General features: G+C 43.8%; 18 protein-coding genes. 11 read left to right on the forward strand and 7 right to left on the reverse strand.

All coding sequences use genetic code 11. The annotated features are described in order from the left end of the window. The first annotated feature begins 7 nt into the window (after positions 1–7). From ACRBG0_RS14400 to ACRBG0_RS14420, 5 genes are all read left to right on the forward strand, one after another. Positions 8–1,267: a M16 family metallopeptidase gene (locus ACRBG0_RS14400; RefSeq protein WP_431487566.1), complete on the forward strand. Its 1,260-nt coding sequence runs from the start codon at positions 8–10 to the stop codon at positions 1,265–1,267. A 119-nt stretch (positions 1,268–1,386) separates the two neighbouring features. Further along, entirely contained in the window at positions 1,387–2,346 is a 960-nt protein-coding gene (locus tag ACRBG0_RS14405) for a Fic family protein (protein ID WP_431487567.1), read from the forward strand. A 180-nt stretch (positions 2,347–2,526) separates the two neighbouring features. Continuing rightward, the gene (locus ACRBG0_RS14410) at positions 2,527–2,772 is read left to right on the forward strand and encodes a DUF6364 family protein (protein ID WP_431487568.1); all 246 of its coding nucleotides are present in this window, start codon (positions 2,527–2,529) and stop codon (positions 2,770–2,772) included. Then, positions 2,769–3,179 carry a type II toxin-antitoxin system VapC family toxin gene (locus tag ACRBG0_RS14415; RefSeq protein WP_431487569.1) on the forward strand — a complete coding sequence of 137 codons (411 nt, stop codon included), beginning with the start codon at positions 2,769–2,771 and terminating at the stop codon, positions 3,177–3,179. The genes ACRBG0_RS14410 and ACRBG0_RS14415 overlap by 4 nt, the downstream gene beginning before the upstream one ends. Before the next feature lie 12 nt (positions 3,180–3,191). Next, positions 3,192–3,731: a GNAT family N-acetyltransferase gene (locus ACRBG0_RS14420; RefSeq protein ID WP_431487570.1), complete on the forward strand. Its 540-nt coding sequence runs from the start codon at positions 3,192–3,194 to the stop codon at positions 3,729–3,731. An 89-nt stretch (positions 3,732–3,820) separates the two neighbouring features. Here the strand turns inward: ACRBG0_RS14420 and ACRBG0_RS14425 are convergent, their stop codons facing one another. From ACRBG0_RS14425 to ACRBG0_RS14440, 4 genes are all read right to left on the reverse strand, one after another. Further along, entirely contained in the window at positions 3,821–6,061 is a 2,241-nt protein-coding gene (locus tag ACRBG0_RS14425; protein WP_431487571.1) for an efflux RND transporter permease subunit, read from the reverse strand. A 137-nt stretch (positions 6,062–6,198) separates the two neighbouring features. Continuing rightward, on the reverse strand, positions 6,199–7,653 hold the full coding sequence (locus tag ACRBG0_RS14430; protein ID WP_431487572.1) for a hypothetical protein: 1,455 nt from the start codon (positions 7,651–7,653) through the stop codon (positions 6,199–6,201). 348 nt (positions 7,654–8,001) lie between these two features. Next, positions 8,002–9,027: a hypothetical protein gene (locus ACRBG0_RS14435; RefSeq protein WP_431487573.1), complete on the reverse strand. Its 1,026-nt coding sequence runs from the start codon at positions 9,025–9,027 to the stop codon at positions 8,002–8,004. Then, on the reverse strand, positions 9,017–9,442 hold the full coding sequence (locus ACRBG0_RS14440) for an HIT family protein (protein ID WP_431487574.1): 426 nt from the start codon (positions 9,440–9,442) through the stop codon (positions 9,017–9,019). Before ACRBG0_RS14440 ends, ACRBG0_RS14435 begins: the two co-directional genes overlap by 11 nt. Before the next feature lie 88 nt (positions 9,443–9,530). Here ACRBG0_RS14440 and ACRBG0_RS14445 point away from each other — a divergent pair, with 88 nt between their 5' ends. The 5 genes from ACRBG0_RS14445 to ACRBG0_RS14465 are packed head-to-tail and all read left to right on the forward strand — an operon-like array spanning position 9,531 to position 13,107. Continuing rightward, positions 9,531–10,187 (forward strand): hypothetical protein, encoded by a 657-nt coding sequence (locus ACRBG0_RS14445; protein WP_431487575.1) that lies wholly within the window; start codon positions 9,531–9,533, stop codon positions 10,185–10,187. 8 nt (positions 10,188–10,195) lie between these two features. Then, positions 10,196–11,002, forward strand: coding sequence for a hypothetical protein (locus ACRBG0_RS14450; RefSeq protein ID WP_431487576.1), 807 nt, complete (start codon positions 10,196–10,198; stop codon positions 11,000–11,002). Between the two features lie 55 nt (positions 11,003–11,057). Continuing rightward, complete coding sequence (locus ACRBG0_RS14455; protein WP_431487577.1) at positions 11,058–11,897, forward strand: 2,3,4,5-tetrahydropyridine-2,6-dicarboxylate N-succinyltransferase; 840 nt, start codon at positions 11,058–11,060, stop codon at positions 11,895–11,897. Between the two features lie 23 nt (positions 11,898–11,920). Further along, positions 11,921–12,472 carry a PepSY domain-containing protein gene (locus tag ACRBG0_RS14460; protein WP_431487578.1) on the forward strand — a complete coding sequence of 184 codons (552 nt, stop codon included), beginning with the start codon at positions 11,921–11,923 and terminating at the stop codon, positions 12,470–12,472. A gap of 53 nt (positions 12,473–12,525) precedes the next feature. Then, positions 12,526–13,107 (forward strand): pseudouridine synthase, encoded by a 582-nt coding sequence (locus ACRBG0_RS14465; protein ID WP_431487609.1) that lies wholly within the window; start codon positions 12,526–12,528, stop codon positions 13,105–13,107. On the opposite strand, the gene ACRBG0_RS14470 is transcribed toward ACRBG0_RS14465, so the two are convergent. Both ACRBG0_RS14470 and ACRBG0_RS14475 read right to left on the reverse strand, forming a co-directional pair. Beyond that, positions 13,096–14,187 (reverse strand): glycosyltransferase family 4 protein, encoded by a 1,092-nt coding sequence (locus ACRBG0_RS14470; protein ID WP_431487579.1) that lies wholly within the window; start codon positions 14,185–14,187, stop codon positions 13,096–13,098. The genes ACRBG0_RS14465 and ACRBG0_RS14470 overlap by 12 nt on opposite strands. A 355-nt stretch (positions 14,188–14,542) precedes the next feature. After that, positions 14,543–15,766: a hypothetical protein gene (locus tag ACRBG0_RS14475; RefSeq protein ID WP_431487580.1), complete on the reverse strand. Its 1,224-nt coding sequence runs from the start codon at positions 15,764–15,766 to the stop codon at positions 14,543–14,545. 197 nt (positions 15,767–15,963) lie between these two features. Here ACRBG0_RS14475 and ACRBG0_RS14480 point away from each other — a divergent pair, with 197 nt between their 5' ends. Continuing rightward, complete coding sequence (locus ACRBG0_RS14480) at positions 15,964–17,466, forward strand: leucine-rich repeat domain-containing protein (RefSeq protein ID WP_431487581.1); 1,503 nt, start codon at positions 15,964–15,966, stop codon at positions 17,464–17,466. A gap of 238 nt (positions 17,467–17,704) precedes the next feature. Here the strand turns inward: ACRBG0_RS14480 and ACRBG0_RS14485 are convergent, their stop codons facing one another. Beyond that, positions 17,705–18,631, reverse strand: coding sequence for a glutaminase (locus tag ACRBG0_RS14485; RefSeq protein WP_431487582.1), 927 nt, complete (start codon positions 18,629–18,631; stop codon positions 17,705–17,707). Positions 18,632–18,666 lie beyond the last annotated feature (35 nt).

An 18,666-nucleotide genomic window follows, 5' to 3' on the forward strand; every position in this document is an offset into this window, starting at 1 on the left:
ATAATGAATGATTCAATATAAACGCTTTACCCTGGCTAACGGATTGCGGGTATTGGTACACGAAGACCACAGTTCCCCTATGGCTACGGTAAACCTTTGTTATTACGTAGGTGCACGCGATGAATCGCCAGAACGAACAGGGTTTGCTCACCTCTTTGAGCACCTGATGTTTAGCGGAACAAAAGCAGCCCCAAATTTTGACGCCCCTCTACAGATGGCAGGTGGAGAAAATAATGCCTTCACCAATAACGATATCACCAACTACTACAACGTCGTTCCTGCCGAAAACCTCGAGGTTGCGCTCTGGTTGGAAAGCGACAGGATGCACAATATTCGCTTTAGCGAAAAAAAACTCGACGTTCAGCGTAAAGTAGTCGTTGAAGAATTTAAAGAAACCTGCCTCAACGAACCTTACGGAGATGTTTGGCACCATTTGGCAGAGCTCGCCTACAAGGTTCATCCTTATCGTTGGCCTACCATCGGGATGGTCCCCGAACATGTTAGTGAAGCCTCATTAGAAGATGTTCAGGCTTTTTATGACAAGTACTACCAGCCCAACAATGCCGTATTGATCGTAGCAGGGAAAGTAGACACTGACAAGGTAGAGGTGCTGGTAGAAAAATGGTTTGGCCACCTACCTTCCGGGCCACTCATAGAAAGAATATTACCACCAGAACCTCCTCAACAAGCGCTACAACAAAGAATATTAAAAGCTCAGGAACCTGCCGATGCACTCTACTTCGGATTTCATATTCCAAGCCGGGTAGATCGTGATTATTACGGTGTCGACATGCTGTCGGACATACTGGGCAATGGTCCTTCTTCTCGTCTTTATCGCCGTTTGCTCAAGGACAAGGAGCTTTTCTCTGCTATCGACTGCTACGTCTCAGGGAGTATTGATCCAGGACTCTTAATCATTGAAGCCAAGCCCGTAGAAGGGGTCAACAACCAACAAGCAAGGGCAGCGATCTGGGAAGAACTGGAATTGCTGAAAAGTGAAGGCGTAAATGCACGGGAATTAGAAAAAGTAAAAAACAAGGTCGAAAGCACCTTGATTTTTTCGGAATTGAGCGTGCTTAACAAAGCGATTAACTTGGCCTTTTTTGAAATCTTGGGAAATGCAGAATTGATCAACCAGGAAGCGCAATTGTACCGCAAAATTACCGGAAAAGAATTACAGAACCTGGCACAGCGCATCTTTGTAGAAGACAATTGCTCAGAGGTTACCTACGAAGCTGCTTTAGAAGAGGCTGTAGCTGAGGCATAGGTTTTGTGTTTGGTGTTGTGCATGAGACGAAGTTGCGGTCCAACAAAAACAACAAATTGACACTATAACAGCTTAATCCAAGCTTTTTTCTACCTTTGATAGTATCAAATGATAGTATCATGTTACAAAAATATTATGAAGGAACTCCTAAGATTATTAACCTTTCCACAGATATAGGTAGGTTATTAGGAATTGTTGACGCTACTTACCTGAGAAAGCCTAAAACAGAACTTAGGAAGAGGAATAAAGTAAAAACAATTAGAGCTTCGTTAGCAATAGAAGGTAATACTTTAAGTGAAGATCAAATTACTGCTATTATAGAAAATAAGAGGGTAATAGGTCCAACTAAAGATATATTAGAAGTAAAAAATGCAATAGATATTTATAATTCATTAGCTGATTTTGATCCATTCTCTGAAGAATCATATTTAAAAGCGCATGAAATATTAATGGCAGGATTAGTAGAAAATCCAGGAAGATATAGAACAGGAGGAGTAGGTATAGTACAAGGAAATAAAGTAGCTCATCTAGCTCCGCCAGGTTGGAATGTCCAAAACTTGATGCATCAACTATTTAATTATTTAAATAGGGATGAGGATAATTTAATTATAAAAAGCTGTGTATTTCATTATGAGATGGAGTTCATTCATCCGTTTTATGATGGAAATGGAAGAATGGGTCGGTTATGGCAAACATTAATATTAATGAAAGTCAATCCTGTATTTGAATATACTCCTCTAGAAAAATCGATAAAAGATACTCAAGAAGAATATTATCGAGTATTAAACGAGAGTGATCAATCAGGTTTGTCAACACAGTTCGTTGAGTATTCTTTAGAAAAGATTAAATTAAGCCTTGAAGAGTTACTAGAGATTCGTCCAGAGAACATGGGGGACGAAGAACGAACCACTTATTTTTTAAATGAAGTTGGCGATGCGTATTTTACCCGCAGCGATTACTTAAAAATATTTCCTAATATTTCACCAGCAACAGCATCCAGAGACTTACAGAAAGCAGTTGAGAAAGAAATGTTAATAAAAGAAGGAGAAAAAAGGCTGACAAAGTATAAAAAGAAATAGTAATACTGGGCACAACCCATGGAGTAGGATATTCGATAAAAGTGGGCTTAAAGAGCCGCCTTGCGGTGTACCTTTAACTTATGGAGCTGATCTTTCGACACTAACGTTGAAAACACAAGGGCGTTGAAAACTTGCGTTTTACGTAAGAAAAATATATTTTTGTACGTAAACGAAGTTGTTATGGATAAAAAACTCACACTTAGCCTAAACGAAAGAGTGATCGAAAGGGCTAAAGTATATGCACAAGATCACAAAATTAGTCTTTCAAGGTTGATAGAGTCCTATTTAAGCTCATTGATAGAGAATAAACCTGAAGAAATTACCATAACACCATTAGTAGAAAGTTTGAGTGGATTGGTAAATATTCCAGATGAATTTGATTACAAGAACGATTACACTGACTATCTGTTAGAAAAATATAAATGAAAAAATTATTTATTGATACAAATATCGTTCTTGACTTACTAGGTAAACGAGAGCCATTTTATGAAGATGCTGCTAAACTATTTTCTCTAGCAGATAGGGGGAAGGTAAAGCTATATATTTCATCTTTAACAGTTGCTAACACTAACTATGTTCTATCTAAACTCAAGTCTAAAAAAGCAGCGAGAGTTATTTTATTGAAATTCAAGATACTGGTAGTTGTTCTTGATCTAACGGATAAGATAGTTGAACTCTCATTGAATGATGATAATTTTAAAGATTTCGAAGATGGTCTGCAATATTATACAGCCTTGGAAAACGAAGCAGAGATAATAATCACTAGAAATCTTAAGGGCTTTAAAGCTTCAAAAATTCCTGTAATGACGGCAGGTCAGTATTTGAAAAAATAGAACTTGCATAATATGAATAAGTCCAAGAACATAACAATACAAAGTAATAGACTACTATTAAGGCAATTTGTTGAAAGTGATATTGAGAGTGTTTTCAAAGGACTTTCCCATCCTGATATCATTAAACATTATGGAGTTAGTTTTGACAGTTTAGAATCGACAAAAGAACAAATGGATTGGTTTGCTGACCTTGAGAACAAAGGAATCGGAATGTGGTTTGCCGTTTGTTCGTTAGATAATAAAACTTTTTACGGTGCAGGTGGACTTAATGATTTGAGCAAGGAACATAAAAAGGCAGAAATCGGCTTTTGGTTATTGACCGACTTTTGGGGAAAAGGAATTATGACCGAAGCCATGCCACTAATATGTAATTACGGATTTGATAAACTAGGACTCCATAGAATTGAAGGTTTTGTCGAGTCGGATAACACAAATTGTAAAAAGGCAATGGCAAAACTTGATTTTCAACACGAAGGAACAATGAAAGACTGTGAAATTAAAAACGGGAAATTTATTAGTTTGGACATATACTCAAAAATTAAAGCAGAATAAAAAAAGCCGAACACACAACAACGCATATAGCTTATGGCGGGTGAACGCGCACGGGCCGCAGTAGCCTGAGTTATTTTTCTGCTCCCCCCCTAGTCTTTATTATCAATACCATAATAAAAGATCAACAGCACTGGCAAGAGCAGCAAATCAGCGAAGAGCGCAAACAACAAGGCCAGGCTCACCAATAACCCCGTCGTAAAGGTGGTCTGAAAGGAGGAAAGAAGCAACACGCTAAAGCCAAGCACCAGTATAATAGAAGTAATCACAATGGCTTTCCCCGTAGAAAAATAGGTATTGGCAATAGCCAAGGCTGGCGAATGACCTGCCGCCAGTTCATTTTTAAACCTGCTCATAAAATGGATGGTATCGTCGACCGCAATTCCAAAAGCGATTGTAAAAACGATGACCGTCGACATTTTCAGGCCCATCCCTGTCCAACCAATAAGGCCTAGCATCAATAAAAGAGGCAACAAATTCGGAAGGATTGCCAGCAGGCTTATACGAACCGACCGATACATCCAGCCCATCAACAAGGAAACAACCGCTACTGCGAAAATCAAGCTGTAAAGCAGATTATAAGTGATAATGTGATTGCTTTTATCCAAGAGGATCGTATTGCCGGTAAGACGTATATTCAATAGCTCTTGTGCGGAAGAACGCTCTAAATAAGCAGCCAGTTTACGATTCAATTCCTGGACAGCAGCGCTTCCTCTGTCTTCCATTTTACCCGTAATTCGAGTTGCTCTATGATCGGCTGTAAGAATAGACTGCAGCCCCAAGTCTTCTCTCGCAACAAGCACCTTACCGACAAGATATGCGAGAAAACCAGGATCTTTGGGCAATATATAAGCTTCAGGTTGACCTTGACGATGGAGGCGATTCGCCCGCTTGATTTGGGTGGCAATCGTGTACACATCACGTAAGCCGTAATCCTCAAGTAAATAGCTTTCCAGTTGGTCAATTTCTTGCAAAATTTCCGGAGCCAAGATGGAAGATGTGGTATCTGCAACCTCGAGGTGCATACTGAAGGTTCGAATCCCGGAAAAACGGGTTTCAAAAAACTGGAGCGTCTTACTAAAATCATCCTTAGCAGAAAGCTCCTCGTAGAGATAAGCGTTGATCTGAAGTTTTGATATTCCGGCAAGGGAAAGCAAAAGCAAACCAACTGTAATACCCAGCACCAATCGTGGTTGCTTCATCAGAAATTGATAAACGGCCGCGATCTGCAAATTTGATCGATTTCCTTTCCAACTTAACGCCTCTGAAGAAACCCTATTCAACAATCCTGGTAACAGGTAAATAGCAAACAAATAAGCATAAGCAACCCCTATCGTCGTAAAAATACCAAACTCGATAAAGGGCTGCAGCGACGAATAAGCCAGTGTTGCAAACCCTAAGCCCGTCGTCAGCGACGTCATTAGAATAGCGCTACGCATTTCCCGAAAGGTAAACCGAATGGCCTCTTCTTTAGCAAGCTCCCGATGGTCGTTAAAGCGATTGATAACGTGAATGACATCGCTCAAGGAAATGATGGCTACTATAGTCGGAATCAATACCGTCATCATATTGATCGAACCGCCCAATAATGCGATGGTGCCCATTGTCCAGATGATCGTCAGGGCAACGATAAATATGGGCACCAGAATGCCCGCCACCGAACGAAAACTGATAAAAAGAATACCCAAAATCAACAGAATAGCTAGGCCCGACAGCCAATACATTTCCGCCTCAAGCGCCTTAAGGTAAGCGTCCTGTGCATAAATATCCGCGTAGAGGTGAGCTTGCTCAAAGCCCAGTTGGCCCGTATTTTTGAGGATAAAATCCCGGAATTCATCCTTGGTGTCATCATTTAAAGCTTCTGTCAAGAATAAAAAGACGCAAACAGCATCGTTCTGCCTGGAAATGAATTTTGGGAAAACATCTGGATGAGCCTGTAAAAAGGCAGAGTCAGCCACATAACGTTCGGCATTATGCGGATGAAGGAAAGGTGAATTTTGAACACCAAAAGGGGTACGAAAATGGTAGCGCAAATTGGTCGGAGAATTGACCTCTTTGACTAAGGCGTGCTGCTCAAGAAAACCGACTAAACTATCCAATCGGAGAAGAAAATCACCTTGGTAAATGCTTTCGGAGTTTTCTAATCCAAGAATGAGATAGTCCTGATGATGCGCAAATTTCTCTTTGACTTCTTCATAAAATGCCAGCTCAGGATCATGCTTGGGGAAAAGCTGCTCAATATTATAATCATAGTTGAGTTGCGTAGCAAAATACCCCTGAACGATGGTAATCAAGGCAATGACAAAGAAGAAGATGCGTGGCTGTCTGAACAAGTTATGGTTTGCTTCTTATAAAATTGCAAAACGTATCATCCACCAGAGCGGACGATACGTTTTGCAAAAATAGCATTTGCCGTGGCATTCGTGTGAACATAAAATTAGTTGGACCTCCTGCAAAAGTCCAGTCTAACTTACTGCCTAGCTACTGTTTCTTTCAGTTCACGATACTGGATAAACTTCAGCTCATTGATTTGTTGCATTGTTTTTCCAGTACCCGCCTGCAGATAACCGTCAAAAACATGGCTCAAATAAATGGGAGATTTTGGCTTATCACTGGCAAACCCAACACCACTATGACAAGAAAAGCAGTTAGATATTTTGCTAATAGTACCTGTTTGAGAGATGTCTGGAGCAAAGGTTTGCTCAAAAGTTTCCATGGTAAGGTTGGCATTGCCCGTACTTCCACGGGGCATTGCTCCAGGGGCTACATTTCCTATCCCGTAAGCTAACGAAACGATCGTATCCGCCTGCTGCGCTGGGGTGAGGCCGTCCATATTCAGCCAAATAGAGCCTTTGTAGTAGTAATTATTCCAAATGTCTTGCAGATTAGCCGCCACACAGCTGTCAATGCTTGTAATATTGTTATAATTCGCAGGCTCTGCCTGACTGGTATTTACAAAGGCATTGTTTGTCGTTCTAGGAATTCCCAATTCAAAAAGAGTATAAGCCTTATTCGCCAAGACTGGTACTTTGGTTGTACCATCCCATTGGATTCCCGCCAGTGTATTGGTTGACCCCGTCTCAAACAGGAAAGCCTCTGTTGCTGAACTCGCCTCACTCGCATTCCAGTCGAAATCCGGCGCCATATCGTGGTGTTCGAAAGTAGCCCAAATAAACTCCGGGTGATTGATAACGACACCGACGACATGAACACCCAACAATGCTACGGTCTCTACCGTATAAGTACCCCCTGATTGTTGAACAGCAGCCGTAGTGGTGTAATAGGAATCAGCAACAGACGGGTCAAGTGCATTTACATCCACCCATGAAACCTTCAACTCTACCGAACCAATTGGAAACGTTTCTTTATTGTTGGCTGGTAAAGTACCATTAAGAATAGCTGTACGAAAAGCGGTAGCAGCGTCGAACATGGTAGCATTCATGTGGATAGAATAATAAACAGTAGCAGCGCTCTGGTTGGCGCTATAATGAGGGTTGGTTTTCAATATACCGCCACCGCCAGCTTGCCCAGTGCTAGATAGCACCAGTGCTTCTCCTAACTGTGGCTGTACAACTTCCATTTTAGCATCTACCTCCGTGAATTCATCCAGGAAGAGCGGCTTGCCATTACTCTGTGGCTTAGTCAGATACAAAAACTTCTGCCACGACCATTGGTGAAACATACAATTGGTGGTACTTGTAGTGTCGAATGGGCTGCCTTTGCCTTCCGCAGGTGCTGGCGTTTGACTATGTGGAAACCAGCTGGCGTCGCATTCACAAGCGGTTGAAGCATCAGCCATCAATACATCATCATAAGTGGAGGTAGAAGTAGCATCTGGTTTTTCTGTAGTGCAGGATAATAGATAAATAGCAGCTACAGTACTCAGCACGAGTATCTTTGTAAGAAAGGTGTTGGAAAATTTCATTTTGATATGGGTGTAAAGGATTTAAGGAATGAAGCTGTCTAAATTTTTCTGCTGTAAGTGAGCGTAAAGGCTTGTGGTTACTGGCAAAGCTCATTTTGAGTTTCATAGCCAAAGCTATGGGACGAAAAATAGCTGAAGCCCAGGAGCCTCAATGCTTTGCGCGTAGGTAAGCGAGGAAACTTTAGACAGTTTCTATAAACACTTCACAAAAATCCTTTAAATTTCAATCACAAAACAGGGTATAAATACCTGATTATTAATCAAAACCCCTTACACAAAGACACTAAAAGCCCAACCTAGGTCCGCTCACTTACTCTACGAGAATTAAAACTGGCTTCCCAAAACAAATTACTGATTGCTTATAAAATCGGTGATCCGTTTTGCAAAAACAGCATTCGCTTTCGCGTTGGGATGATCATCATAAGGGGCATTTCGGTATTCTTCCAGAGCTAGATCGACCGAAATATCTAGGGTTTTTAGGCCCAGCGTGTTAAGTTCTTTCAATGTTTCTTTTGTTTCAGAAGAAGGTGTGATTCCGGTGACTAAAAGTCGCACCCCATGTAAATCACACAGCGTTTTAATCCGCTGAAAAATGTAGCGATTCACTTCTGCCTTGTCAATCCTTTGACTTTGCTTTTGATCACTTAAATCTTGGAGAAAATTGACGGCCGCGAAAGTTTCCCGGTATTGCCAATTATGGTAAATACTGTCCCAGGGGCAAAAGCGGACTTGTTTACCAGGCACAACACTGGCGACAACATAAGGAACAGCGGCTGTTCTCATCAGCGTACTTACAGCGTCATTTGATCGTTGATACCCCATAAATAAATCTCGGCGATAGGCAGGCGTAAGCGCGTTTCGTTCATCATGAAAATCAGCATAATTAACAATGGCCCACGCCGGTGGCGGATGGATAGCCAGCTGTTGTTTCAATTGCAAATAGCTCTGAACAGTGCCGTAACCAGGCACGCCAAAGTTTTTGACATCAAACTGGGGCGAATTTTTATTTACCAAAAAAGGAAAAGTCAGGCTATCATCGATGCCCATCCCATAGGTATAAGAACAACCCAAAAACCAAATAGCAGGCAATTCTTCCTGCTTTTCATAGCCTGCAATGCGAATAGAATCTGCCCCGTGGGTGGCAGTATAAGTAAGCCCTTCATTGATCGTGACTTGAAAAGTACCCGGATGCAAGGCAAAACCGAGTGAAGCATGAGGGATCAGGCAATGATCAGGCGTAGACTCAATTTTGAAGTCGACCTGCCGATAGGGGCGATAACCAAGAATAAGTAAAGCTATTTCCAAACAAGGAAGGAGAAGAAGGAGAAGGTAAACCGCGTAAAGCAGGTTCTTCTTCCTCGAATTATGCTGCATCAATCTGGTCTTTTATTTTCGCGGCCCAATCATTGCGCATCTGTTCTGAACTATTGATCGTCCTGAAGCGAAAGCGAGAACCATCCCCCTCACGGCGGGGTATTACATGAAAGTGAGCATGAAATACTTCCTGCCCAGCGGCTGCGCCATTATTTTGAAGGACATTGGTACCGTCACAAATCAAATCAGGGGTTTGCCAAATTGCGTATTCTACTTTCTTGACCACCTCCCAAACCGCAATGGAAGTCGCCAAAGGAATACTTCTCAACTCACTATAATGGATTTTGGGAATAATCAATACATGGCCATGATTAATGGGGGAAATATCCATAAAAGCAAGCACTTGTTCATCTTCGTAAACCCGGTGAGCTGGTAGCTCTCCGCTGATGATCTTACAAAAAACACAATGGTTCATAGCGGTTGCTTTTTTGTTTGTTCCCTATGATGATTAACTTGTGCCAGAGAATAAACCTAGCCCTTTCAAGGCACTAAAGTTAAGCATAATGAAAAATATCACGCTGCTGTTACTACTTGTTATTTGTTGCTGGAGTTGCGGACCAGAAGCTCCTCCTGCCGATGCTGAAGCTACCGAAACGACCGAAGCAGTAGCAGCACCAGCTCAGCAAAATACTTTCCTCATTCGCCCTGGTGAAGGGTTCGGTGATTTTAATGATGAATTGGCGAAAGCTGACCTTATGCGTCTTTTGGGCAAAAACCGCATTGCTCCGCGAGCATTTTACCTGGGAGAAGGCGAATCTGCCCCTGGCCTGGTTTTATACCCCGACAGTCCGGAAGAAGTAGAGGTATTACTCGATGAAGACGGGTACCCAATCATGTATCGCATCCAAGAAGAAGGTAGCGAGTGGGCCACAGAAGAAGGCCTAAAGGTAGGCAGTAGCCTAACTGATTTAGAAAAAATAAACGGGCAGCCATTTAAACTCACCGGCTTCGATTGGGACTACGGGGGCACCGTCACCAACTGGAATGGAGGCACCTTTGCCGATAAAGACTTTATGGTGGTTCTGGGATACGATGTCGATGCTGCTTCATTTACAGAGGAAGATATGGAACAACTTCTGGGCGACCAGGAAATAATTTCAACCCTTCCAGCCCTGAGGCGTTATCCGTTTAAGGTCGTCACCATTACACAGCGGTACTAGTAGCCATTATGACAACAGAACAAAGAACACAGTTAGAAAACGCGATTAGTAAAGGGTATTTCCACTCCTCCTCATTAAGAATGAGAGAAGGCTTGTTATTGTATCGAAAGCATTTTAAAGATTTTGCTCTTTTTGCCCTACTTGTCCCTTTTGTAGGGAGTGTTTTTACCATTCTCGGCCTTGGCTGGATAGGTACAATATTACTTACACTGATTATTTCTCCGGTGCTAAATGCAGGCTTTTACCTGGCAGCCCACAGTGTCATGGAAGGAGGGGATTGGGACTTCAAGCGTTTTTTTGGTGCTATCCCCCAAGCAGGACCTTTGGTCTTAAACAATCTACTCGGTATTCTTATAACCGGGATTGTGATGCTCCCGATCTACTATTTATTTCAGCGTATTGGCTTTATGGACTGGTACCAAGAGGTGCTCAACAATCCTGTAAATCCGCCTGAACCACCTCAAATGAGCAGCACCGACTCTACGGTGTTTTTTCTAAATTTGGTTCCGCTCATTTATCTACAAGTAGGTTTCAGCTGGGCTTATCCATTGATCTTATTTTGGGGAGCCAACTCTTTGGAAGCACTAGAACTAAGCAGACGGCTGGTAACCAAGCGTTGGGGAGCGCAATTTATGCTACTACTGACTTTTTTCTCGCTATTCATGCTAGTCAGCATCTTACTATCTCCGCTAGCGATTGCAGCACCCGGCCTGGCTAATGTGGTTTCTTTTGGCTTATTTTTGATTCTGCCTTGGGTGTACTGCAGCCTTTATCTAGGTTTCAGAGGCGCGTTGACCCCTCGGGTAGAAGAATAAAATCTCTCGTATCTTTGTCATTCATCTTTATACTAAGAAGGATAAAAATTCACTCATGACAGCTTTTCGTTCGTTGATTGAAGCGGCCTTTGAGGACCGTAGCATGTTAAAAGACAAAAATGTTCAAGAAGCTATAATGGCAGTCATTGAACAACTCGACCAAGGCCGCTTACGTGTAGCAGAGCAGATATCTACACCTAAGAATCCGGAAACAGACGGCAAGTGGCAAGTCAATGACTGGGTAAAGAAAGCCGTTATCCTTTACTTCCCCATTGCAAAGATGGAAACCATTGAAGTAGGTCCCTTTGAGTTTCACGATAAAATTCCGCTAAAGAAAAACTTTGCGCAGCAAGGTGTACGAGTAGTACCACAGGCATTGGCACGCTATGGGTCTTTCCTGGAAGAAGGAGTGATCTTGATGCCTAGCTATGTCAATATCGGTGCCTATGTAGGTAGTGGCAGTATGGTTGATACCTGGGCCACTGTGGGCAGCTGTGCGCAAATTGGCCAGAATGTTCACCTCAGTGGTGGTGTGGGTATTGGTGGTGTATTGGAGCCGCCACAGGCCGCACCAACGATCATTGAAGACAATGCTTTTATTGGCTCTCGCTGCATCGTCGTAGAAGGTGTACACATCGAACGCGAAGCCGTTTTAGGCGCCAATGTCGTTCTTACTCAAACGACTCGGATCATTGATGTTACCGGTCCAGAACCCGTAACTTACCGTGGACGTGTACCAGCCCGCTCTGTTGTCATCCCCGGCTCTTACACTAAATCTTTCCCCGCTGGTGATTATCAAGTGCCCTGCGCCCTGATTATTGGTCAGCGTAAAGCAAGTACCGATAAGAAAACCAGTTTAAACAGCGCATTACGGGAATACAACGTGGCAGTGTAAGCAACCAGAGAGTACAAAAAAACATGAGCACTACGCGGCGCCAGAATCAGGCGAAACTACTGAGGGTTGTAAGGAAAATACATCGTTGGACTGGTGCCAGCCTCTTTGTCGTATTCTTATTTGTAAGTATCACTGGCTTGTTGTTAGGTTGGAAAAAAGATAGCAAAGGTTATCTTTTGCCCGATACGCAAAAAGGTGTCTCGACTGAAGCAACAGAATGGTTGCCATTGGCTAATTTACAAGATCGTGCGTTGTTTTTGATTGATTCACTCTATCCAAAGTTAGATACCCGTATTGATAGACTCGATGTGCGCCCCAACAAGGGTATCGTCAAATTCACTTTCGAAAATTACTATCACGAGCTACAGTTGGATCTCAGCACCGGTAGTCTCCTAAGTTCCGGCAAGCGGCGCTCCGACCTCCTGGAGCATATTCACGATGGCTCCATCGTTGACAAGCAATTCGGTAGTAGTTTTTTTAAATTGCTTTATACCACCGTAGCGGGACTAGCGCTTTTGGTCTTCACCGTAACAGGATTTTGGTTGTGGTACGGGCCGAAGCGAATGCGGAAGTAGGCACTCTCGGAAAAGCCAATCCAAAACCATCAAACGAACCAATCATCAAATCAATTAACCACCACCATTTTGCCATCCACAAGCCTGGAGGATATTTGTCACAGTTTGTCAATAATCAAACCAAACGAAGAAATAAAAAACTACTGGGCGATCTCCACGATTTCCCTGAGGGGACAATGGCTATTGGGCGGTTAGATGAAGACTCTGAGGGGTTATTATTACTAACAACCGATGGTAAAGTGAGTGAACAGGTTCGCAGCAAAAAAGTAGAAAAGGAATACTATGTTGAACTAGATGGTAAAATCACACAGGACGCCATTGAACAACTAAAAATTGGTGTCGAGATAAAGACACGAAAAACCGCTTACCTAACCTTGCCCTGTGAAGCGGTGCTTTTGGATCCAGCACCCGTTTTTGAGGTTACCACAACAAAATCAGCACGTAGAAGGCACCGTCCAACCAGTTGGTTGTCTATAATCATCAACGAAGGCAAATTTCGGCAAGTTCGTAAAATGACGGCGGCAGTAGGGTTCCCTACCCTCAGGTTGGTGCGAGTGCGGGTAGGTCAAGTACGACTAAATGATATGCGCGCTGGCGATGTGGTAGAAGTAAGTAATTTTAAATTATTCGCCTAACAAGCCTTCGTAAACCGCCATCAACTCTTTCACACTCCTTTCTACGGTGTAGTTTTTCTGAATATAGACCTGCCCGGCAGTACCTATTTTTTTGCGGTAATCCGGATTATCAACCAAGCTATTTATGGCTGTAGCCATTGCCTCTGGATCACGAGGGGGAATAACGATGCCGCTTTCGCCATCGATGGCCAAACCTTTATTGCCACCAATATTGGTCATGATGGTTGCCTTGCCGAGAAACAGACTTTCCAGCAATACTTTTGACAGCCCTTCTCCTTTCACGGAAGGAAGCAAGCTAAGGTCACAAGCTTTGACAAGTGACAATACATCCTTGCGGAAACCTGCAAAAACCACCCGATTTCGAATACCTTTCTTATCCAATGTCGCCAAAGTAGCAGGATCATCAAGGCCCCTACCAATAAGCAGAAAATGAGCTGGACTTTCTTTGGCGAGTAGTTCAATGGCGTCTAGCAAATAGGGAATACCCTTCATTCTTCGTGCATTGGCCACCACGCTCACTATAACAGCCTCTTTTGGGAAACCAAACTCACCAAGATCACCTGTCGGTATATCCTGGTACCAAGCTGGGTTATGCCCTTTACTTACGGTAACGGCTTTCTCTTTTGGAAAAAAAAGTTGGCGATCAAAAACCTCTTTTACAGCACCTGAAACACAAGTAATCGCATCAACCCTCGGGTTTAGGTGAGTCAGGTAATTGGTGGGGTCCCACCAGTGGATATTTCCCGTATAGCCACGGTAGGTGACAACTTTGACATCCAAGCCACGAACCGCACGGATGCCATTGATAATGGCTTTGTTATTGAATAAGTGGATGATCTGTCGATCCTGCTCAATGATTTCTTTCCTTATTCTGGCAACAGCTTCTCCTGAAAACTTCTTCTTTGGATGAAAATCAATGACCCGCATTCCAGCATCGCGAAACTTTTGGGCAAAGGGCGTATTCCCGTAGGTCATCACCTGCACATCAGCGCCCGCATGATGCAGCCCAATGAACAATTCCCCCTCCGGGCGAACGGCATTGTAGTTATCATCATAATCACTAATGACCAGAATACGCATGGTTTTATTTTTTTTAATTCTCCCCCCTTACACTTAGGCTGTTCAATCTGCTGTGATTTCCCCGTGCCGATTTTTCAAGTACTTGGACAAGTGTAATCACGGATTGCTTTTCTCTAAGTACTTAACTTGAATTCACGACCCACCCCAACCCCTCCCTAGCTAGGCGAGGGGCTTTTGCAAATCGAAAATCACGGCCAAAAACTATCAAAACGCTGTCACAACCAACACTTTGATACATTACAAGTCCTCCCTCCATCACAAGGGAGGGAGATAGAGGGTGGGTCGTGAATACAGGCCTGAAAGCGTCACTTTCCTTTACCATCAGATGGTACACTCACCCAACACTTACACCCTTTTATCCTTTCGGATAAATCCCTTCCTCCGGTACCTCTCCCATGGGCACTTGGCTCACATCGGAGCTTCCGTAAGGCTCATATGGAGTATCATCTAATATTTTCACAAAAGAAAGGTGTACCCGCTCCACAAAAACATTAAGGGCTGCGGTCGAGCTTTTCAGCATCGCATAATTTCCGCCCCGGATCGTCGCAAGTCCTAGTTCTTTGTATGTTTTCAGATTGTAACCATCTCCTACCGTGGTGAGGAAATCGACCATTTCAGAGAAGACACCACGGCGTTGGTAATCGGCGTGAATGCCAAAGGCTACTCCCTTTACAATGTTAGGCTGCCCACTGTATTTCAGGTTATACAAAAAGCGAGGCATCTTCCACCAGCTCAGTTTCCCTTTTGCAAACTTGAGTGATCTGTTGATATCCGGCATCAAGGCACAGAATCCAACGGGTTCATCACCTGCAAAAGAAATACAGGTAAGATTGGGGTCCATGACTGGTTTCATCATTTTCAACATCTTATAAATCTGCTCGCCTTCCAAAGGTTTGAAGTGCGGCATGTTGGCAAAGGCAGAATTGTACACCGTGGCCATGTGGTCCCCTTCGGTGCGCAAGTCACGAAGATTAATAACCCTTGATTGTATATTGTAACGCTCGCGTACCCTGCCCGAAATTTGTGTAAGCCGCTCAAAGGCCAGGTTTTCAACTTTACCACCAAAAGTGAAGACCTGCTCCTGAGGCTGATAGTTCCGTGCGTTGAAAAAGCGCTGGTAGTATTGTGGATGATAATATTCGTGGTAAAGTGGCGGGTACCAGCCCTTTGTGAGCAGGCCCCAGAATTTATCGCGCTCCCCAAAATTGATAGGAGCGTGAATCATACTGATTCCTTCCGCTGCGAGGTATGCCTCTGCTGTGTCGAAAAGCAACTTTGCTGCCTCGTCATCATTGACACATTCAAAGAAACCGATGCCGCCATCCTCGCGGCCAATTTTTGCATTTCTCCGCCCGTCAATAAAGGCAGAAATACGGCCAATACCTTTTCCTGCTGCATCAAGAAGTACCCAAATTTCTGCTTTTCCCTCCTCAAACGCCTTGTTAGACGCAGGGGAAAATATCTTATCTATATCGCCTTCCAACGGAGCGATCCAATGGGGATCATTGGCATAAATATAATGAGGTACCTGATGGAAAATTCGCCAGTGTGCAGGCGTAGTTACTTCTTGTATTTGCATAGCTATTCGTCGTTGGTATTCGAGCTAAAATAAGATGATCCAATTTGTTTTAAGGTTTAGCAAGAAAAAGAACACAACCTCTTTTTAGTCCGTTGCTTATCTTTTTTTACTAAACCAAATTGGATCACCTTATTTTTATACGCTCACTTGAACGCTGCAAAAATAGTTATCTTTATTGGAAATTGACTTATCTCCCTATGCACGCGAACAGCTTGGCGGAAGCGTTAGCTCATCCTCTTGAAATTCGGCACCTGGTACTCAGCGGGCAAGACCTCGAAAGAGTGCCTCCTAAAGTCTGGAAAAAACTACCCAACCTTGAGAGTCTGGACTTGAGTCACAACCGGATAAAAAAACTACCCGCTGGCCTGGCAGAACTTACCCAACTGAGGAGTCTACAGCTAAGCTTTAACCGGATTACTCGGGTAGAAGATGATTTTTTCGGCCTATTTCCATTGCTTAAACACCTGGATTTACGCAACAACCGCCTGCGACAATTACACCTCATTTCGCTTTCGCTGGAAAGCCTGGACGTGAGTGAAAACAAACTCAAAGGCATTGCCCCCCTGCAACTGCATTGCCCGGAACTATTACACCTGGATCTAGCCAATAACAAGCTACAAGAGTTTACCGTACTTTCGGAAAACCTCGGACATCTGCAATATCTGAATCTTGGGTTCAATCGTTTGCAAAAATTACCGAAACTGCCCGCGAGTTTATACGCACTAGTTATTAACAACAACCGTTTATCCAGCCTCCCGCTCAATTGGCTTGATCTAAAACGATTGCAACGACTGGAAGCTTCGTACAACCCCATACAGCTGAGTTTGCCCCAATTGGCCCAAAATGATCAACTCAGCTATATTGATGTTCGCCAAACACCGACCAACTGGCCTGGCGTGCAAGCATTGCTGCTGAAGCTCCCGCAACTTCGACACCTTTACGGCGGATTGAGTCGCAAACTACAGGAACAATTGAGTGGCTTCTTGGCAGAACTACCTCCGGGGATGGAAGCTTCTAGACGAGCATTGTGTTTTCGTTTGTGGCAAGGTTTTGCCGCAGGGCAGGTAGAGATTGGTAGCCTTTGGTCTTGCCTAAACGCCAATTTGCATCCGCTCATCCAATTAGGAGCACATCATGAATTGCTTCGTAAATATCCCGCTCGCGACGGCCAGCTCCGTAGCCGAACCTGGTGGCTCTGTGGCAATATGGCCAGTGATATGACGATGATAAAAAACCGGCTCACCGCAGCGGGTATCGCCTGGACAGACAACCCCACCAAAGCGACTGGCGTACTTCTCGGACACCATTTTTCTACCCTCGATCAACAGATAGGAGCCGTACCTGTGATGGAAGAACGCCAGCTGGTACAATGGCTGGATCGCAAAGAACGCCGTTATCTTACTCAAACCCGAGACCGGGTACAGTTGGCCAACCTGGAAAGAATGCTCCGTGCACCAGATTCGGGGACGTTCCAATTGGGAATACAGCTACTACGAAACCAGGGGACTCCTGATGAACTCGTAAGTACCTTATTACAGCGCTGGCTAGTAGCTTCACCAGCAGAACGGGCTACCTGGGAAGATGTACTCTTGCCTTATCTACCAGGAAGCCTTAATATCGCCTTGGCACAACGAGAGCGAATGCTTACGCTCCCTTCCAGGCGTGGAAAAGCAGCCATTTGGTGGAAGTTAATGCAGTAGAACAAGTTTTGCCAGATACACCAGATATATCGCGCAGAGGCGCAAAGACGCAGAGGTTTTTTCTTACGATTGCTTGTCAGAGCACTAAGCGGTCGGCGAAGAATATTTAGGGAAATTCAGGGCGGTTGGCGAGCCGAAGGCACTAAATATTCGTACTAACCGTAGCTTGGGATTTCGCATAATCTTTCCTTCGGAGCAGCCCGAATATCTAGAGTCGAAGGCACTCGTTTCTCTGCTATCAAAATATAGACAACCCCGATTTGGAAGTCAATAACTCCAGCGCTTTCATCCCCAAAATAGAATTTCCTTTTTCGTTAAGTCTCGGGCTCCAGACAGCCACGCTGTAAAAATCAGGATAGACGGCCGCGATGCCACCACCCACACCGCTCTTGCCGGGTAGCCCCACCAGGAAAGAAAACTCGCCAGATTCATCATAAAAACCACAAGTCTGCATCAGTGCATTCAGGCGCTTGAGCTGGCTGGGCGTGAGGTCTGGAATATTGCAATCGAGGCGATTACGGCGGGCAAAAAGATGAAAAGCTTGCGCCAATTCCGTACAACTCATTTCAATAGAGCAGTAATGGATATAAAGCTTCAACACCTCTATCGGATGGTTATCAAGATTTCCAAAAGACTTCAGGTAATAAGCCAGCGCAGCATTACGATACGCAGTATCCAGTTCAGAATCAACGACGACTTGATTATACTCAATGCTTGAACAACCACTCAGCTCGCGCACAAAATTGAGCATATCTGCATAAGGATCATTGAGATTACTCATCAAAACATCCGTGACAACCAGTGCTCCTGCATTGATAAAAGGATTGCGAGGAATCCCCTGCTCTTGTTCCAACTGGAGCAGAGAGTTAAATGGCGTACCCGAAGGTTCTATATCCACTCTTTCCCACAGCTTTTTACCAATCAGTCCAAAAGCAGCAGCCGTAGTAAATACTTTGGAGATACTTTGGATAGAAAACCGTTCTTCACTATCCCCATAGGTAAAAGTCCTTCCATCAAGAAAAGCCAGGCTGATGCCGAATTTATTGGGATCGACATTCGCCAGTTCCGGAATATAATCGGCCTGCTGCCCTTGTCCAAAGTAGGGCTTTAATTCCTGGACAATGCCAGACAAGAGCTTGTTATAGTCGGTTTTTGAATTGGTCATAGTCCAAGGTTTCCTGTTCCATTTGTTTTTATTTT

Source organism: Lewinella sp. (genome assembly GCF_050633125.1).
In the GTDB taxonomy this organism is placed as follows: domain Bacteria; phylum Bacteroidota; class Bacteroidia; order Chitinophagales; family Saprospiraceae; genus Lewinella.

Bases quoted from the DNA above. Each gene is read 5' to 3' on its own strand.
- ACRBG0_RS14400 (WP_431487566.1), top strand. From the start codon at position 8: ATGATTCAATATAAACGCTTTACCCTGGCTAACGGATTGCGGGTATTG.
- ACRBG0_RS14405 (WP_431487567.1), top strand. From the start codon at position 1,387: ATGTTACAAAAATATTATGAAGGAACTCCTAAGATTATTAACCTTTCC.
- ACRBG0_RS14410 (WP_431487568.1), top strand. From the start codon at position 2,527: ATGGATAAAAAACTCACACTTAGCCTAAACGAAAGAGTGATCGAAAGG.
- ACRBG0_RS14415 (WP_431487569.1), top strand. From the start codon at position 2,769: ATGAAAAAATTATTTATTGATACAAATATCGTTCTTGACTTACTAGGT.
- ACRBG0_RS14420 (WP_431487570.1), top strand. From the start codon at position 3,192: ATGAATAAGTCCAAGAACATAACAATACAAAGTAATAGACTACTATTA.
- ACRBG0_RS14430 (WP_431487572.1), bottom strand. From the start codon at position 7,653: ATGAAATTTTCCAACACCTTTCTTACAAAGATACTCGTGCTGAGTACT.
- ACRBG0_RS14435 (WP_431487573.1), bottom strand. From the start codon at position 9,027: ATGCAGCATAATTCGAGGAAGAAGAACCTGCTTTACGCGGTTTACCTT.
- ACRBG0_RS14440 (WP_431487574.1), bottom strand. From the start codon at position 9,442: ATGAACCATTGTGTTTTTTGTAAGATCATCAGCGGAGAGCTACCAGCT.
- ACRBG0_RS14445 (WP_431487575.1), top strand. From the start codon at position 9,531: ATGAAAAATATCACGCTGCTGTTACTACTTGTTATTTGTTGCTGGAGT.
- ACRBG0_RS14450 (WP_431487576.1), top strand. From the start codon at position 10,196: ATGACAACAGAACAAAGAACACAGTTAGAAAACGCGATTAGTAAAGGG.
- ACRBG0_RS14455 (WP_431487577.1), top strand. From the start codon at position 11,058: ATGACAGCTTTTCGTTCGTTGATTGAAGCGGCCTTTGAGGACCGTAGC.
- ACRBG0_RS14460 (WP_431487578.1), top strand. From the start codon at position 11,921: ATGAGCACTACGCGGCGCCAGAATCAGGCGAAACTACTGAGGGTTGTA.
- ACRBG0_RS14470 (WP_431487579.1), bottom strand. From the start codon at position 14,187: ATGCGTATTCTGGTCATTAGTGATTATGATGATAACTACAATGCCGTT.
- ACRBG0_RS14475 (WP_431487580.1), bottom strand. From the start codon at position 15,766: ATGCAAATACAAGAAGTAACTACGCCTGCACACTGGCGAATTTTCCAT.
- ACRBG0_RS14480 (WP_431487581.1), top strand. From the start codon at position 15,964: ATGCACGCGAACAGCTTGGCGGAAGCGTTAGCTCATCCTCTTGAAATT.
- ACRBG0_RS14485 (WP_431487582.1), bottom strand. From the start codon at position 18,631: ATGACCAATTCAAAAACCGACTATAACAAGCTCTTGTCTGGCATTGTC.